Here is a 14,627-nt window from a genome sequence, read left to right as displayed (position 1 = left end):
CCACCTGTGTCACAATAGAAAACTGTAATAAGAAAAATATTGTTAAGGTAATTTAGTGAGTCCAACTGCTCAATCCACGGCAAGTGCGCGTCGCGTGGTATTTCCTTTTACGGCAATTGTGGGCCAGGAAGAAATGAAACTGGCGCTCCTATTGAACGTGATTGACCCCAAAATTGGTGGTGTAATGATCATGGGCGATCGCGGTACCGGTAAATCCACAACTATCCGGGCGCTGGCGGATCTACTGCCAGAAATTTCTGTGGTTGCCAATGACCCCTTCAGTAGCGATCCTAGCGACCCCGACTTGATGAGCGATGAAGTCCGCCAACTGTTAGAACAAGGGGCCCAAATTTCTGTAACTCACAAAAAAGTCCAAATGGTAGACCTGCCGCTAGGAGCTACTGAAGACCGAGTTTGTGGCACAATCGACATTGAGAAAGCTTTATCTGAAGGTGTCAAAGCTTTTGAACCGGGACTGCTGGCAAAGGCTAACCGAGGCATTCTTTATGTGGATGAAGTCAACTTACTAGATGACCACCTCGTAGACGTGCTACTAGATTCCGCCGCGAGTGGATGGAACACTGTAGAACGAGAAGGTATTTCTATCCGTCACCCTGCGCGTTTCGTTCTTGTGGGTTCTGGAAACCCGGAAGAAGGCGAACTACGCCCGCAATTGCTCGATCGCTTTGGGATGCACGCAGAAATTCACACCGTAAAAGAACCAACCTTGCGGGTGCAAATCGTGGAACAACGGGCGGATTTTGACCAAAATCCTCTAGTATTTCTCGAAAATTACAAATCCCAGCAAGAAGCACTGCAAGAGCAAATTGTCAATGCTCAACAGCTTTTGCCAGAAGTGAAAATTGACTATGAACTACGGGTGAAAATTTCTGAAGTCTGTTCAGAACTGGATGTAGATGGTTTACGGGGTGACATTGTTAGTAACCGCGCTGCTAAAGCTTTAACAGCTTATGAAGGACGCACAGAAGTTACACTTGATGATATCCACCGCGTAATTACACTATGCTTGCGTCACAGGCTGCGGAAAGACCCCTTAGAATCGATTGATTCTGGCTACAAAGTCGCCAAAGTTTTTAGCCGCGTTTTTGGTGTTGAACTACCAGAAAGTGATACTGCACAAAAAAACGGCACAGGTCAAAAGTTAGGGGCTAAGAGCTAATTAATTGTGGACTTCGACTTCGCTCAGTCGAACGATTTTAGATTTTGGACTTCCACTTTGCTCAGTCGAACGATTTTGCATTTTTCCTTCAATCCAAAATCAAAAATTCAAAATCTAAACTTGGCAGAGTCTAACTCAATATTTAGCACTCAAAAGTGATTATGAGATTTTGGTCTTTTTGGTTAAACACCTTTATTCTATCTAGCCAATACAACCCGCCCAGATTTGTAGAATTATTGATGCTCTTATTAGCGATCGCTATGCTGGCTATTGCCAGTATTTTACCCGACAGACCCTATTTAATTTTAGGCTTGAGCTTAGTAGTTGGGGCATCTATTTCTATCTTAGTGCGGGAAGCGATCGCGCCCTCACCTCAGACGCGAATTACCCAGCTAACAGCATCGCTATTGCTGATTATCAGCCTTTATGGCTTTGCTGATTTAATGTACGCTCCATAAAATTAGTTATGAGTTATGAGCAAGAAATTAATTAAAAACTCCTAACTCCTGTACAGACGCGATTAATCGCGTCTCTACTCCTAACTTTTCATTTACCAATTCTGCATTTCCACCAATTCCATACACAAATCATTAATTTGCTCTAAATCAGGTTTGTGAGGTAGGGTAGATTGTTCATAAACAATTTCCATTTCGGCAACCAAATTTTCTGCAATTTTCATCACCTCCTCATAAGAATACTCACCTTTCAAAATAGCTTTTAAATCCTCAAAATCACCAGCTATTCTTCTATCTACAATCACTTCACCTCGTCGCAATATTTCTACTCCACTGCGTAGTAATCTAATACAGTGCATTCCATGTTTGAGGTCAAAACCCGATTTTCTTTCCATTTCTGCCCTAGCCGGATTTCTATTTTTCTGCCAAGATAAGTAAGCCTTCCATTCTCTTAAAGCAATTTGATAATTTTGGCTTTTCTGAAGCAGGCGGATAAAATCTTTACGGCTATTGGTTAACTTTTGAGTATACTCCAAAGTTTCATCAGGTAAAGTGTATTGTTTCAACACTCCTTTAAAATCAATATCTGCTGTCAGCAATTGATATAATTGTTCTGCTTCTTCCAAAAACTCAATCCGTCCTCTAATTAGGTTATAAAGATATTCCAGAAAAGCATTTAACTCATCTTTGCTGAGGGGCATTTCGTCTTCTATGGCGAAATCAGATGGTATTGGTTTTTTTTGGGGTGGCTTTAACAACCATTTACGATGAGTTTCCATTTTTTTGATTTGGGCAAAAGCATAACCAGTGTAAGTATGTTTTACTTTCTTACTCAAAAATAGCTGTTTATAATTAATTAAATGCTGTCCAACTGCGTTTAAAAAAGGATAGTTATTTAACCACAGCAATTCTAAAACATTGGGATTCGCACCTGCTAATAACTGAAGGATTTTTCTTAATTCATATATAACTGTGTCTTTGTTGCTATCAACGAATGGAAATATTCCTGGTTCATCCCAACCAGCATCTTTTTGTTCTATAAGATCAAATCCCAAGTAGTACCTTTTGGGTGCGATAAATACTCCTCGATAATCAAAGTCTGAATCAGGACGATTTAAACCATAGCCGTGGCTACCTGCCAAACCAATTAAAATAGTTCTTTGCTCAACTTCTATTCTTTTCATATCACCTGATTAAAATATAGCCATCCTAACTTATGAGTTAACCAGGTGGTAAGTGAGTGGGAAATGGTGATGCAATGGATTTAGAATAACAATCCCCATGCCCAATACTTCTCTTCTTAGGCTGCGCCCTAAGCGTAGCTATGCCGTAGGCTTTACGACTACGCCCTTCTCTTCTTAGGCTGCGCCCTAAGCGTAGCTATGCCGCAGGCTTTACGGCTATGCTCAGAACAAGCTCAGTACAAGTGCCTAATGACTAATAATTAATACCAAAAGTTGTTTAGTTTAACAGAAATGCTCCTAAAGGAGATGATGCAACACTATCCCTTTGAGGAGCAAAACTTATTAATTCAGTTGTTCTTATACTTTCGCTTTCCTAAAACAGGAATTATCTAGGATTAAGGTGCTGTCTATTCCCCCATCCTGGATTAACAATAGCAGCTAAATCTTCTTCAGACAATTTGCTGATTTCACTCTCCAGTTCTTCGACGCTGAAATCATAGCCACGCTCTTGAGCAATCTTGACGAAGGCTTCTGGATCAGCTGTTGCTTTGAGTCTTTGCTGTAATGCTTGATCTTGTTTTACAGCTTTAAAAAGTCGGGTAGCATTTTGCTGTGTCATGACAATCTATCTCCTGTTTTAAATATCAGGTTTGAATCTAGTAATTTGACTCCTGTGGAATCACTCAATTTTGTGAAGAACTTTTAGATGAACCGTGTTAAGTTTAATTTTAAAAACAATGAAGAAAATTGTGTAGATTCTGTCAAGAAAATATAAGTTTTAGTCTAAATATTTTTGCTAATTTTTAAAACTCAGCCCTAAGATGGAAGCAGTATTGAATTAAATAACATCAATTTTCAATTGTTAATAGATTTTAGGTTCTTTGGGCGGGTGATTCAGCCATGACGACTTTTGGCAAATAAGAGCTTGACTTAACACATATTAATAAAATATGATGTGAGATTGTCTGTCTAACTCCCGCTCGGATCAGGTAGACATATTACAAAAGCTGCTAAAAGCATCTTTATAAGAGATGAAAACCAGCTACCTGTACGGCAACCTCAAGGACAATTCCATGACCTACGCGATTATTGAAACTGGCGGCAAACAAATACGAGTAGAGCCAGGCAGGTTTTACGATATTGAACTGCTTCCGACTGAACCAGATGAAAAAGTTACAATAAACTCTGTATTACTCGTGCAGCACGATGGTGAAGTTACCATTGGACAGCCATTAGTGACAGGTGCGACTGTGGAAGGGACTGTAATGCGACATTACAGAGGTCGTAAAGTCCTGGTATACAAGATGAAGCCGAAAAAGAAAACCCGCAAAAAGCGGGGGCATCGTCAAGAAATTACTAGACTGATGATTGACTCCATCACCCTTAATGGTGCAGTATTTGCTTTCCAAGGAGAAACGGAGAAGGAAACCCCCGTTTTAGATGAGACTCCTGCCGAAGAAGTTGAAACCGCTGCTGAATAATAATAAGAAGATACACAAGAGGAAATCATGGCTCATAAGAAAGGAACAGGTAGTACACGCAACGGTCGTGATTCTAATGCCCAACGTCTGGGTGTCAAGCGTTATGGCGGTCAAGTTGTACGTGCAGGAAACATTCTCGTGCGTCAGCGCGGCACAAAATTTCACCCTGGTAACAACGTCGGTATTGGTAGCGATGACACTCTGTTTGCCTTAATCGACGGTGTTGTAAAGTTTGAGAGAAAAGGCAAAACTCGTAAAAAAGTTAGTGTTTATTCTCCTATAACCGCTGCTGAGGCAGTCCCTGCTGAGGCAGTAGCAAGTTAGAGTGTTAGGGTGGGCACTGTTACCCACCCTAATTGCTAGTTAGCGATCGCATATTCCAGCCGTTGCTTAAAAGTCGCTTTGTTCGTCTGTTGCCCATAGATTAATATCAGGAGCATCAAAGTGCTGATATTCTTCAAGAAAAAAATATTACACAAGAAAATTGGGTTATGTAGTTTGCTGCCGTAGGCATCCCATATCAAATCTTAAGCACCAATTTTTTTGGATGTTCCAAAGTTTAGGATAGGCAGCCAGAGATACGTTTGTTCTGAAACTCTTTAGATTAAACATCTTTATAAATTAAATGTGCGTTATCCACAACTCTTGTAGAGACGTAGCACTGCTACGTCTCTACATTCTTCAGTATGAGATTTTGCTGAAATAATACCTAAATTAGATTCTGGCTTTGAGCCACCATGAATACCTGAGAAAATGCTGAGAATTAACTAAATTTTATCAAGGGATAATTTTATGAAAATCATGCCTTCGTTTCAATAAGCTCTCAACTCTAACTGAGATACTTTGGATGTTCGGGATAACTCAAACATCAGTAGCAAAATTCTGATGAAGTCCTCTACAAGAAGGTATCTTCTTTAGATCAATAGCCTTAATAAATCTGTTGTAGCTTAATTTCCTCTCAATCAATCAATACAAAAACAACTATCCAAAGGACAAAAGAAGACTATGAACTGGAAAATACTTTGTTTAATTGCTGGTTTAAGTTTAACCACTAGTCTCACTGCTTGCTCTAACAGTCCTGCAAGCAACAATCAAATTGCTCCTGAAGCCACTCCCGCGATGAGCAAGGATAAAGCCGGTGATGCTATGGGTAAAGATGCAATGGGTAAAGATAAAACTGGTGATGCTATGGGCAAAGACAAAGCTGGCGATGCGATGAGCAAAGATAAAGCTGGCGGTGCTATGGGCAAAGATGCTATGGGCAAAGACAAAGCTGGCGATGCTATGAAGCAACCTCCGGCTTCCACCAAGCCTTAACCACAACTAGTAGAGCGGGCGCGTAAATAAACATACCATTTTAAATGCTGCAAGAGCTTAAAATACAATTCTTTTGACTTTTGACTTTTGACTTTTGACTTTCCCAAAGGGGGCTGACCTCAAGAGGAGAAATTCTGATGAATCACAACCTACTCCGTCGGCGTCAGTTACTTTTTTATCTTGGGTTGGGGGTTGTAGGAATTGGTGCAGCCACAACATTTTCTAACTTCAGAAAAGTGGATGCCCCTTCTATCTCTCCTGCAAAAAGTAATAATACGCAAGACTTGGAAGCTATTACAGTTAAAACTTCCACAGATAAGAGTCTGCCAGAGTTTCAGGGTATTAGTCAGTGGCTTAATTCTACTCCTTTGTCGATCGCTGACCTCAAAGGCAGTGTTGTTCTAATCCAGTTTTGGACTTTTGCTTGTATTAACTGCCAGCGTACTCTGCCCTATATTACTAGATGGCATCGACAGTATGAGTCGCAGGGACTTAAAGTGATTGGCATCCACACACCAGAGTTTGCTTTTGAGCGAGATCCGAACAATATAAAAAAGGCGTTACGACAACACCAAATTACTTATCCGGTTCCAGTTGATAACGAGTATAAAACTTGGAATGCTTACGAAAATCAGTATTGGCCCCATACGTTTTTGGCCGATCGCCAGGGTTTACTACAATATGACCATATTGGTGAAGGGGCATACGAAAAAATAGAGCAAACTATCCGCCAGCTATTGAGGTAGAAGGAATTATGACAACTTCTACTTTATCAATTAGTCTGGCTTTATTAGGAGGAGTTTTGAATGTCCTTTCACCCTGTGTTTTACCGATTTTGCCTATGCTATTGGGGCGATCGCTCCAATCCCATACTTATGGCCCAGTATCACTGTTAGGGGGATTAATCGCTGGTTTTGCACTGGCAGGTAGTTTACTAGGTGTTACAGCAAGCTGGTTTACAGGCTTGGCTAATTTACTACGAAATGGTGCGATCGCACTCCTTTTATTTTTGGGATTACTTGCAATTTTCCCTACCTGGAGTTACCGAATATTTACTTACATTCCAGTTGGCAATTGGGCTATGAAAACTCGACGAATCGGACTCATGGGAGAGTTTTTGTTAGGGACTCAGTTGGGGCTTTTGTGGACTCCCTGTGCTGGGCCGGTTTTGGGGGGAATTTTAGTACTAGCAGCAGTTAATCATCAAATCATAGGTGCATTTTGGCTACTGCTTGCTTATGGAATCGGAGCAGGTCTGCCTCTTTTAGCGATCGCCTACGGTGGGCGAGTACTCAGCCAACGAATCCTCAATCTCCGCTCCCATAGTGCAGTGTTGCAGAGGATTGGTGGCGTAGCGATCGCGGCCACAGCAATTGCTATTCTTCTCGGTTGGGATGTCCAGATACAACTTTGGCTGGCTCCATTTTTTCCTGCTCAATCTCTGTGAAACGTGCCAATTTTAGATTTTAGATTAGAAGACTCAATCCGAAAGTCTAACTGGGAACAATCTAAAAATCTAAAATCCAAAATTCAAAATCCAAAATTGGTATGATCTCATCTAAACGCAAAGGCCACTCAACACCAAATCAGACTTTTCTATCAAAAACCTTTCACTGGATTAATATCATCAGTCTCATCTTAATGATCGCTAGCGGACTGCAAATATATAATGCCAATCCGGTATTTGGAGGGCGTGCAGGTTGGCATTTTCCTGACTTTCTGTTGCTAGGAGGTTGGTTAGCGGGTGGCAGACATTGGCATTTTGCTGCTATGTGGCTGTTTTCACTGAACTTACTTTGGTATGGACTTTATATCTTTGTAACTCGTCGTTGGCAGCGTCGCTTTGCTGATCGCAGTGACTTAAAAGCATTGCAAGTCAGCCAGAACCCAAAGCGCAAAAACTACGCATGGCATCGGCTAGTCTATACTGCTATTATTCCAGTGCTGCTGCTAGCAATCTTGAGTGGTCTGGCGATGTATAAACCTGCTCAACTGCATTGGCTTTCCGAGTTGTTTGGTAATTGGCAAACTCTACGCACTGTTCACTTTATCACTGTTCCCACAGTCATACTGTTTACAATTGGTCATTCCTTACTTGCCCTAAAGGTAGGAAGCATCCGTCTAGTTAAGTCTATGTTCCTGTAGAGGTAATATGAGTCTGATTCTTCCCAAACGCACCCTATCCCGTCGTCGGTTACTGCAAGTATCTGGACTTTCAGGGGTAGGTTTTCTTTTAGGTGGCTGTGGAACAAATTTGTTCTCAGATAATCTGCGGCAAATATCTGAGCCACTAAACCAAAATCTTGAAGCACTCTTGCTAAGTCAAAAACCAGTAGGTGAATTTCCTGTTAGTGCCATAGAACCAGACAAGTTGCTGATTAATACCTTTGACTTCACGCCGCAAATTGATCCGGCGCAGTTTCGCTTGAAAATTGATGGCGAAGTTAGTAACGCGATGCAATTGAGTATGGCAGATATTCAAAAACTTCCCTTGACTTCAATGGTAATTCGCCATGTCTGTGTTGAAGGCTGGGCTGCGATCACTCAATGGGGAGGTGTGCGATTACAAGACTTAGTAGCACTGGTACAGCCGAAGCCAAACGTCCGCTATGTCTACTTCAAATCTGCTGATGGCTACTATGAAAGCTGGGATATTGCCTCTGCTGTACATCCGCAAACTCTCATGGCTTATCAAAAGAATGGACAACCTTTATCAGTTGATAATGGTGCGCCTATACGTCTAGCATCCCCAATTAAACTTGGCTATAAGCAAAGCAAGTGGGTAACTCAAATTACATTCCTCAGCAATTTATTACCTCGTAAAGGCTATTGGGAGGATCAGGGCTATGAGTGGTTTGCAGGGCTATAAGGGAGCAGGGGGCAGGGGGAGATGGGAAGGAAATCTTACCTTGTTCTCCTTGTCTGTTTGCAATAGGATGTTTTTTTATTTGGAAGTTCTTTAGGGGACTTCCAGAAAATAAATTATCCAATTTACTCAGATAATATTTTTCTTTCTCCCCCTGCTCCCTGCTCCCTGCCCCCCTGCCTCCACAGCGATAGGATGCTTTTTTATTTGGAAGTTCCTTACATCTCTACACTATAGAGGGATGGGGAATTATGGGGATTAGTTAAAAATCGTTTGGGAAGTGACACAATATCGGACACCCAATATCTGGACTCGTTATCCAGCATTGATGTTGACGAGCTAACAAAGGACACGGGTGTTAATCCACAAAGCACACAAAAGTAACAGCATGACTACAGAGAACCTAACTACCTTACCATCATCCCCAGCCCAGACCGAAATAGAATTCATAGATTCTCCCGGTTGTCAATCAACCAGTCTGCACGATTCGGATGTACCGGAAGTGGACTTGTTTAGTCCACTGAAAATTCGAGATATCACGCTGGCTGATCGCATAGCGATGTCACCCATGTGTCAATACTCGGCAGAGAATGGATTCGCAAATGATTGGCACTTTGTCCATTTGGGAAGTCGGGCTGCTGGAGGTACTCACCTGATTGTAGTAGAAGCGACAGCCGTGACAGCCCAAGGGCGAATCACCCCCGGCGATCTTGGTCTTTGGGACGATATGCACATCGAGCCACTAGCTCGCATTGTCCGCTTTCTTCGTGAGCAAAGAGCGATCGCAGGAATTCAATTAGCCCATGCTGGGCGGAAGGCAAGTTGCAATCTTCCCTGGCTGGGTGGTACACCCTTGACACCAGACCAAGACGCTTGGCCGGTAGTCGGGCCAAGCCCAATCCCGTTTCAAGAGGGCGGCCCCGTTCCCATACCCCTCGATGAGGCTGGGATTGAAGAGGTGATTGAAGCCTTCGTTGCCACAGCGCAGCGTGCGGTTCAAGCGGGCTTTCAAATTATCGAAATCCACTCGGCTCATGGATATCTACTGCATTCTTTTCTTTCACCGCTAAGTAATCAACGAACAGATCGTTATGGAGGTTCGTTGGAAAACCGAATGCGTTTGTTACTAGAGGTGACAACACGAATCAGAGAGATTCTGCCAAGCGGGATGCCGCTTTTTGTACGCCTCTCTGCTACCGACTGGGTAGAGGGAGGTTGGGATCTCAAGCAGTCAGTGATATTATCCCGTGAACTAAAGGAATTAGGCGTTGATTTGATCGATGTTTCCACAGGAGGCTTAGTCCCTCATGCCAGGATTCCCGTGCAGACAGGTTATCAAGTGCCTTTTGCTGCCAAAATCCGAGAAGAGGCTGGGATTAGAACAGGGGCTGTGGGGATGATAAAGGAGGCTGAGTATGCCAACCAAGTAATTACTCGTGGATGTGCGGATTTAGTTCTCATCGGTCGAGAAATGCTCCGCGATCCATATTGGTCGATTCATGCGCGTTGCCATTTAGATGAAGAACCGAACTGGGCTTTGCCCTACGGCTATGCAGTTAAACAACGGAGACAGGGGAAATAAATCTAAACAGCAGGTGGTGCGATCGCAATGGTAAGGTTTGAGATTGCCACGCTGCGATCGCAATTGATTTGTGTTTAACCGCAGATGATATTATGGCGATCGCCTCCTGCTCCCAATGTAATTTTTGCAACTTCACAAGTTAGACGATTGTTTCCAACTATTTACAGCCTTTGAGTACTTGCTCCCGACGGTTCAGCAAAAGGGGCGGTGAATATTGAACGATATAAATATGTTGTATATCTATTGACGATTCATTGAAAATGTTTAACTATTTAAATCCAATTATCAGCAACAAATATACAACATTAACTACTCAATCTGAATGAGCATATTTGGTTTGGGTGATTTTGATTGCTAACAAAGGCAAAAAATTAAATGCTCATCCGATCTGAATGACAAAATTCAATCAAAGCGAGTCATCTAAACAAAGTTATTCAGGGAATAATACATTATCAATAACATGAATAACACCATTGTCAGCTTCCACATCCGGAGTCACAATGTAAGCATCATTCACCTTAACATTATTCTCAGTATTAACTTTGATATCTTTTCCCAGGCTTGTTGTTATATTTTGCGCCTGATTTAGTTCACTTGCATTAATCTTGCCAGAAACCACATGGTACTCTAAAACCTGTCTTAACTTAATCACATCCTGTAAAAGTTCTTCTACGGCTCCTGATGGAAGCTTGGAAAAGGCCTCGTCTGTTGGGGCAAAGACAGTAAATGGTCCATCTCCCTTAAGTGCAGTATCAAGACCAGCGGTAGTAATAGCTGTTACCAAGGTGTTGAAAGAACCCGCATTAATTGCAGTATCTATAATATCTGGCATCTGATGTCACCTCAATTGTGCAAAAACCTGATGTTAAGAGATTTAGCACATAAGTGTATGTTTAGACTATGGGTCAATCTTGTGCCACTGCCGACCATCGCGCATCAACAAATCATCTGCTGCCGATGGTCCCCATGAGCCTGCTGCGTAGTTGGGAAAGTTTTCAGGTGATGTGGTTGCCCAAGCCTCTAAAATGGGGGTGACGACGCTCCAGCCCAGTTCTACGTTATCTGATCGCTGAAACAAAGTCGCATCACCGATCATGCAGTCGTACAGCAAAGTTTCATAGCCAGTACTCTGAATCTTGCCAAAGTAATCACTGTAGCAAAAGTCCATTTCCACTGCATCCATTGTCATAGCGGGGCCAGGCACCTTTGCACCAAATTGGAGATGAATTCCTTCCTGTGGTTGAATGCGGATGGTCAAGAAATTAGGCGTGAGACGCTCAATTGAGGTTTGGCGAAATAGTAATGAAGGTACTTGTTTAAACTGAATTGCAATTTCAGTCACGCGTTTAGCCAAACGCTTGCCGGTTCGGAGATAAAATGGCACTCCTGCCCAGCGCCAGTTGTCGATGTTCAGCTTTAAGGCAGCATAAGTTTCAGTGGTAGAGTCTGACGCAACTCGTGGCTCTGACCGATAAGCAGGTACTTGGGTATCCTTCACCGTTGCCGCACCATACTGTCCCCGTACAGTATGAGTTTGCACAGTTTCAGCAGTGAGCGGAATGATGGACTTCAATAGTTTTGACTTTTCATCACGCACCTCATCGGCTGAAAACGATACTGGCGGTTCCATCGCCGTCATTGCCAGCAGTTGAAACAGATGGTTTTGCACCATGTCTCGCACTGCGCCTGTGCCTTCATAAAAGTTGCCTCTGCCTTCGACTCCAACCGTTTCAGCTACGGTAATCTGTACATGATCGATATGTTCACGATTCCAAATCGGTTCAAACAAGCCATTACCAAACCGAAACACCAGAATGTTTTGTACAGTCTCTTTGCCCAGGTAGTGATCAATGCGGTAAATCTGTTTTTCCTGAAGGACAGCACCAATGGATTTATTCAGGCTACGAGCCGAGTCCAAGTCGTGCCCAAACGGTTTCTCGATGATAACTCGCCGCCAGCGATCGCCCTCTTCGCGGACTAATCCTGCCGCGCCAAGCTGCGTAATGATGTCGCAAAAAAAGTTAGAGCCAGTTGCCAGGTAGAACAAATAGTTTCCCTGAGTGCCACAATCTTGATCAATTTGAGTGAGTAAGTCTTGCAACTGATGGTAAGTGTCAGCTGACTCAAACTCACCAGCAAGATAGTAGAGTCGTTGCTCAAGCGATTGCCAGAGATCATCCTCTACCGAAACCGTTGCAAATTCCTGAATGTCTTGGGCGAGTTTGCTACGAAAATCGTCCTGACTCATTGAAGTGTGTGCGACTCCAATGATCGCAAATTCCTGCGGCAGCAAATTGCTTTGTTTGAGGTTGTAGAGGGCGGGAAGCAGCAGACGCTTGGTCAAATCTCCTGCTGCTCCGAAGATAACGATCACGCAGGGTTCTGCCGGACGGATTGAGGCTTCAACAGGAACCTGAGGTGTAGTGGCAGCCGTCATGATAAAATCTCCGCATGTTCTTCAAGATATCCACCAAACTATAGCGCATTGCAGACAGCAGTTTATCTGCAAACTTACCTTCACCTGTAGAGCTATGCTAGTATAGTGAGGCACCGAGTACACCTGATCAGTTGATAATGGTGCGCCCATGCGCCTAGCATCCCCAATTAAACTCGGCTATAAGTAAAGCAAGTGGGTAACTCAAATTACATTCCTCAGCAATTTGTTACCTCGTAAGGGATAAATTTTTAATACTCTTGCCCCCAGATAGAACCAAAGTGGTACACTACATCCATGCTAGGGGTGCCTATATAAGCAGGCTGAGATCACACCCTTAACACCTGAGTCTGGGTAATACCAGCGGAGGGAAGCTGTTTATTGAGGAATTACAATATGCGGACAGAATGGGTTGCTAAACGACGTGGGCACAGTAATGTATCTCAAATGCACTACGCCCGCCAAGGTGTTATCACCGAAGAAATGCACTACGTCGCCCAGCGCGAAAATCTCCCTACTGATCTAATTCGTGACGAAGTAGCGCGGGGACGAATGATTATCCCGGCTAATATAAATCACACTAATTTAGAGCCGATGGCTATTGGCATCGCCTCTAAATGTAAGGTAAATGCTAATATTGGTGCTTCTCCCAACTCTTCTAATCTTCAGGAAGAAGTTGATAAGCTGAATCTATCCGTGAAGTACGGTGCTGATACCGTGATGGATTTGTCCACAGGCGGCGGTAATTTGGATGAAATTCGTACCGCCATCATCAAGGCTTCACCTGTTCCCATTGGTACAGTGCCGGTTTACCAAGCTTTAGAAAGCGTCCACGGCACTATTGAGAATCTAACTGCTGATGATTTTCTCCATATCATCGAAAAGCACGCCCAGCAAGGAGTAGACTATCAAACTATCCACGCTGGGATTTTGATTGAGCATTTACCTTTGGTGAGAAGCCGCATCACTGGTATTGTCTCTCGCGGCGGCGGGATTTTGGCGCGGTGGATGCTACATCACCACAAACAAAACCCGCTTTATACCCACTTCCAAGATATTATTGAGATTTTCAAAAAGTACGATGTCTCATTCAGTTTAGGAGATTCCCTACGTCCTGGCTGCACCCATGATGCCTCAGATGAAGCACAATTAGCTGAATTGAAAACTCTTGGACAGTTAACTCGCAAAGCCTGGGAAGATGATGTACAGGTGATGGTGGAAGGGCCTGGACACGTCCCAATGGATCAAATTGAGTTCAACGTCCGTAAGCAGATGGAAGAGTGTTCTGAAGCACCTTTCTATGTTTTGGGGCCATTGGTAACAGACATTGCTCCCGGCTATGACCATATTACTTCAGCTATTGGAGCTGCGATGGCTGGATGGTACGGTACTGCAATGCTGTGTTATGTAACACCTAAAGAACATTTAGGTCTACCAAATGCCGAAGATGTGCGGAATGGGTTGATTGCTTATAAAATAGCGGCTCATGCGGCTGATATTGCTAGACATCGCTCTGGTGCAAGAGATAGAGATGATGAACTTTCTAAGGCGCGTTACAACTTCGATTGGAACCGTCAGTTTGAATTATCGCTCGACCCAGAAAGAGCTAAGGAATATCACGATGAAACTTTACCAGCAGATATCTATAAAACTGCTGAGTTTTGTTCGATGTGTGGGCCTAAGTTTTGCCCAATGCAAACTAAGGTTGATGCTGATGCACTGACAGAATTAGAGAAGTTCTTGGCGAAAGAGGCTGTGACTCAAAGTTAACAGATTAGACCTCTTGCAAAAGTCGAAAAACCTCTGTAACTGGTATCAACTATAAGTTAAAACTCTTTTAAAACCTCATTCCCAGTCTCGGACTGGGAATGAGACAAAATGGTTTTGCTTCTCTCAAAATGTAAGGTTAGGTTTTGCGATCGCACTTTTACTTTGTACAAGAGTAATCCAATTGCGTTGATACAGACTGCGCGTAACACCGAAACGTTAAGACGAAAGTTCCTACAGACTGCGCGTAACACCGAAACGTCAAAGCGGAAGCTGCTACAGACTGCGCGTAACACCGAAACGTCAAGACGAAAGTTCCTACAGACTGCGCGTAACACCGAAACGTCAAGGCGGAAGCTGC

16 protein-coding genes, 1 pseudogene and 1 riboswitch are annotated in these 14,627 nt (G+C 43.2%); of the genes and pseudogenes, 12 read left to right on the top strand and 5 right to left on the bottom strand.

Annotated elements, in window-relative coordinates; genetic code table 11:
- The first annotated feature begins 55 nt into the window (after window positions 1-55).
- Entirely contained in the window at window positions 56-1,180 is a 1,125-nt protein-coding gene (gene bchI / locus V7L20_RS04175; RefSeq protein ID WP_334742855.1) for a magnesium chelatase ATPase subunit I, read from the top strand.
- Window positions 1,181-1,341: 161 nt separating this feature from the next.
- Window positions 1,342-1,638: a hypothetical protein gene (locus V7L20_RS04170; RefSeq protein WP_334742854.1), complete on the top strand. Its 297-nt coding sequence runs from the start codon at window positions 1,342-1,344 to the stop codon at window positions 1,636-1,638.
- A 92-nt stretch (window positions 1,639-1,730) separates the two neighbouring features.
- Here V7L20_RS04170 and V7L20_RS04165 read toward each other — a convergent pair whose 3' ends face one another.
- Entirely contained in the window at window positions 1,731-2,819 is a 1,089-nt protein-coding gene (locus V7L20_RS04165) for a nucleotidyltransferase domain-containing protein (protein WP_334742853.1), read from the bottom strand.
- Between the two features lie 385 nt (window positions 2,820-3,204).
- On the bottom strand, window positions 3,205-3,438 hold the full coding sequence (locus tag V7L20_RS04160) for a Nif11-like leader peptide family natural product precursor (RefSeq protein ID WP_334742852.1): 234 nt from the start codon (window positions 3,436-3,438) through the stop codon (window positions 3,205-3,207).
- 454 nt (window positions 3,439-3,892) lie between these two features.
- On the opposite strand from V7L20_RS04160, the gene rplU reads away from it, so the two are divergent.
- The 8 genes from rplU (at window position 3,893) to V7L20_RS04120 (ending at window position 10,065) form a co-directional block, all read left to right on the top strand.
- The gene (gene rplU, locus V7L20_RS04155; RefSeq protein WP_334742942.1) at window positions 3,893-4,300 is read left to right on the top strand and encodes a 50S ribosomal protein L21; all 408 of its coding nucleotides are present in this window, start codon (window positions 3,893-3,895) and stop codon (window positions 4,298-4,300) included.
- 27 nt (window positions 4,301-4,327) lie between these two features.
- Entirely contained in the window at window positions 4,328-4,624 is a 297-nt protein-coding gene (gene rpmA / locus V7L20_RS04150; protein WP_334742851.1) for a 50S ribosomal protein L27, read from the top strand.
- Window positions 4,625-5,305: 681 nt separating this feature from the next.
- Window positions 5,306-5,617 carry a hypothetical protein gene (locus V7L20_RS04145; protein WP_334742850.1) on the top strand — a complete coding sequence of 104 codons (312 nt, stop codon included), beginning with the start codon at window positions 5,306-5,308 and terminating at the stop codon, window positions 5,615-5,617.
- Window positions 5,618-5,754: 137 nt separating this feature from the next.
- On the top strand, window positions 5,755-6,363 hold the full coding sequence (locus V7L20_RS04140; protein WP_334742849.1) for a thioredoxin family protein: 609 nt from the start codon (window positions 5,755-5,757) through the stop codon (window positions 6,361-6,363).
- Window positions 6,364-6,371: 8 nt separating this feature from the next.
- On the top strand, window positions 6,372-7,064 hold the full coding sequence (locus tag V7L20_RS04135) for a cytochrome c biogenesis CcdA family protein (protein WP_334742848.1): 693 nt from the start codon (window positions 6,372-6,374) through the stop codon (window positions 7,062-7,064).
- 101 nt (window positions 7,065-7,165) lie between these two features.
- Window positions 7,166-7,762 (top strand): cytochrome b/b6 domain-containing protein, encoded by a 597-nt coding sequence (locus V7L20_RS04130; RefSeq protein WP_334742847.1) that lies wholly within the window; start codon window positions 7,166-7,168, stop codon window positions 7,760-7,762.
- A 7-nt stretch (window positions 7,763-7,769) separates the two neighbouring features.
- Entirely contained in the window at window positions 7,770-8,486 is a 717-nt protein-coding gene (locus V7L20_RS04125) for a molybdopterin-dependent oxidoreductase (RefSeq protein ID WP_334742846.1), read from the top strand.
- Window positions 8,487-8,871: 385 nt separating this feature from the next.
- Window positions 8,872-10,065, top strand: coding sequence for an NADH:flavin oxidoreductase/NADH oxidase (locus V7L20_RS04120; protein ID WP_334742845.1), 1,194 nt, complete (start codon window positions 8,872-8,874; stop codon window positions 10,063-10,065).
- On the opposite strand, the gene V7L20_RS04115 is transcribed toward V7L20_RS04120, so the two are convergent.
- From V7L20_RS04115 to zwf, 3 genes are all read right to left on the bottom strand, one after another.
- A complete protein-coding gene (locus tag V7L20_RS04115; protein ID WP_334742844.1) occupies window positions 10,040-10,201 on the bottom strand; it encodes a hypothetical protein in 162 nt (53 codons plus the stop codon). The genes V7L20_RS04120 and V7L20_RS04115 overlap by 26 nt on opposite strands.
- 294 nt (window positions 10,202-10,495) lie before the next feature.
- Window positions 10,496-10,897, bottom strand: coding sequence for a fasciclin domain-containing protein (locus V7L20_RS04110; protein WP_334742843.1), 402 nt, complete (start codon window positions 10,895-10,897; stop codon window positions 10,496-10,498).
- 66 nt (window positions 10,898-10,963) lie between these two features.
- Complete coding sequence (zwf, locus tag V7L20_RS04105) at window positions 10,964-12,502, bottom strand: glucose-6-phosphate dehydrogenase (protein WP_334742842.1); 1,539 nt, start codon at window positions 12,500-12,502, stop codon at window positions 10,964-10,966.
- Window positions 12,503-12,632: 130 nt separating this feature from the next.
- On the opposite strand from zwf, the pseudogene V7L20_RS32490 reads away from it, so the two are divergent.
- A pseudogene (locus V7L20_RS32490) lies at window positions 12,633-12,746 on the top strand (molybdopterin-dependent oxidoreductase); the annotation flags it as partial.
- 45 nt (window positions 12,747-12,791) lie between these two features.
- Window positions 12,792-12,888, top strand: a riboswitch (TPP riboswitch).
- 7 nt (window positions 12,889-12,895) lie between these two features.
- Window positions 12,896-14,269 (top strand): phosphomethylpyrimidine synthase, encoded by a 1,374-nt coding sequence (gene thiC / locus V7L20_RS04100; RefSeq protein ID WP_334742841.1) that lies wholly within the window; start codon window positions 12,896-12,898, stop codon window positions 14,267-14,269.
- The last annotated feature ends 358 nt before the right edge of the window (window positions 14,270-14,627 follow it).

Origin of the sequence: Nostoc sp. (assembly GCF_036916735.1) — a bacterium.
GTDB lineage: Bacteria > Cyanobacteriota > Cyanobacteriia > Cyanobacteriales > Nostocaceae > Nostoc.
This window is presented reverse-complemented; position numbering and strand designations above follow the sequence as displayed.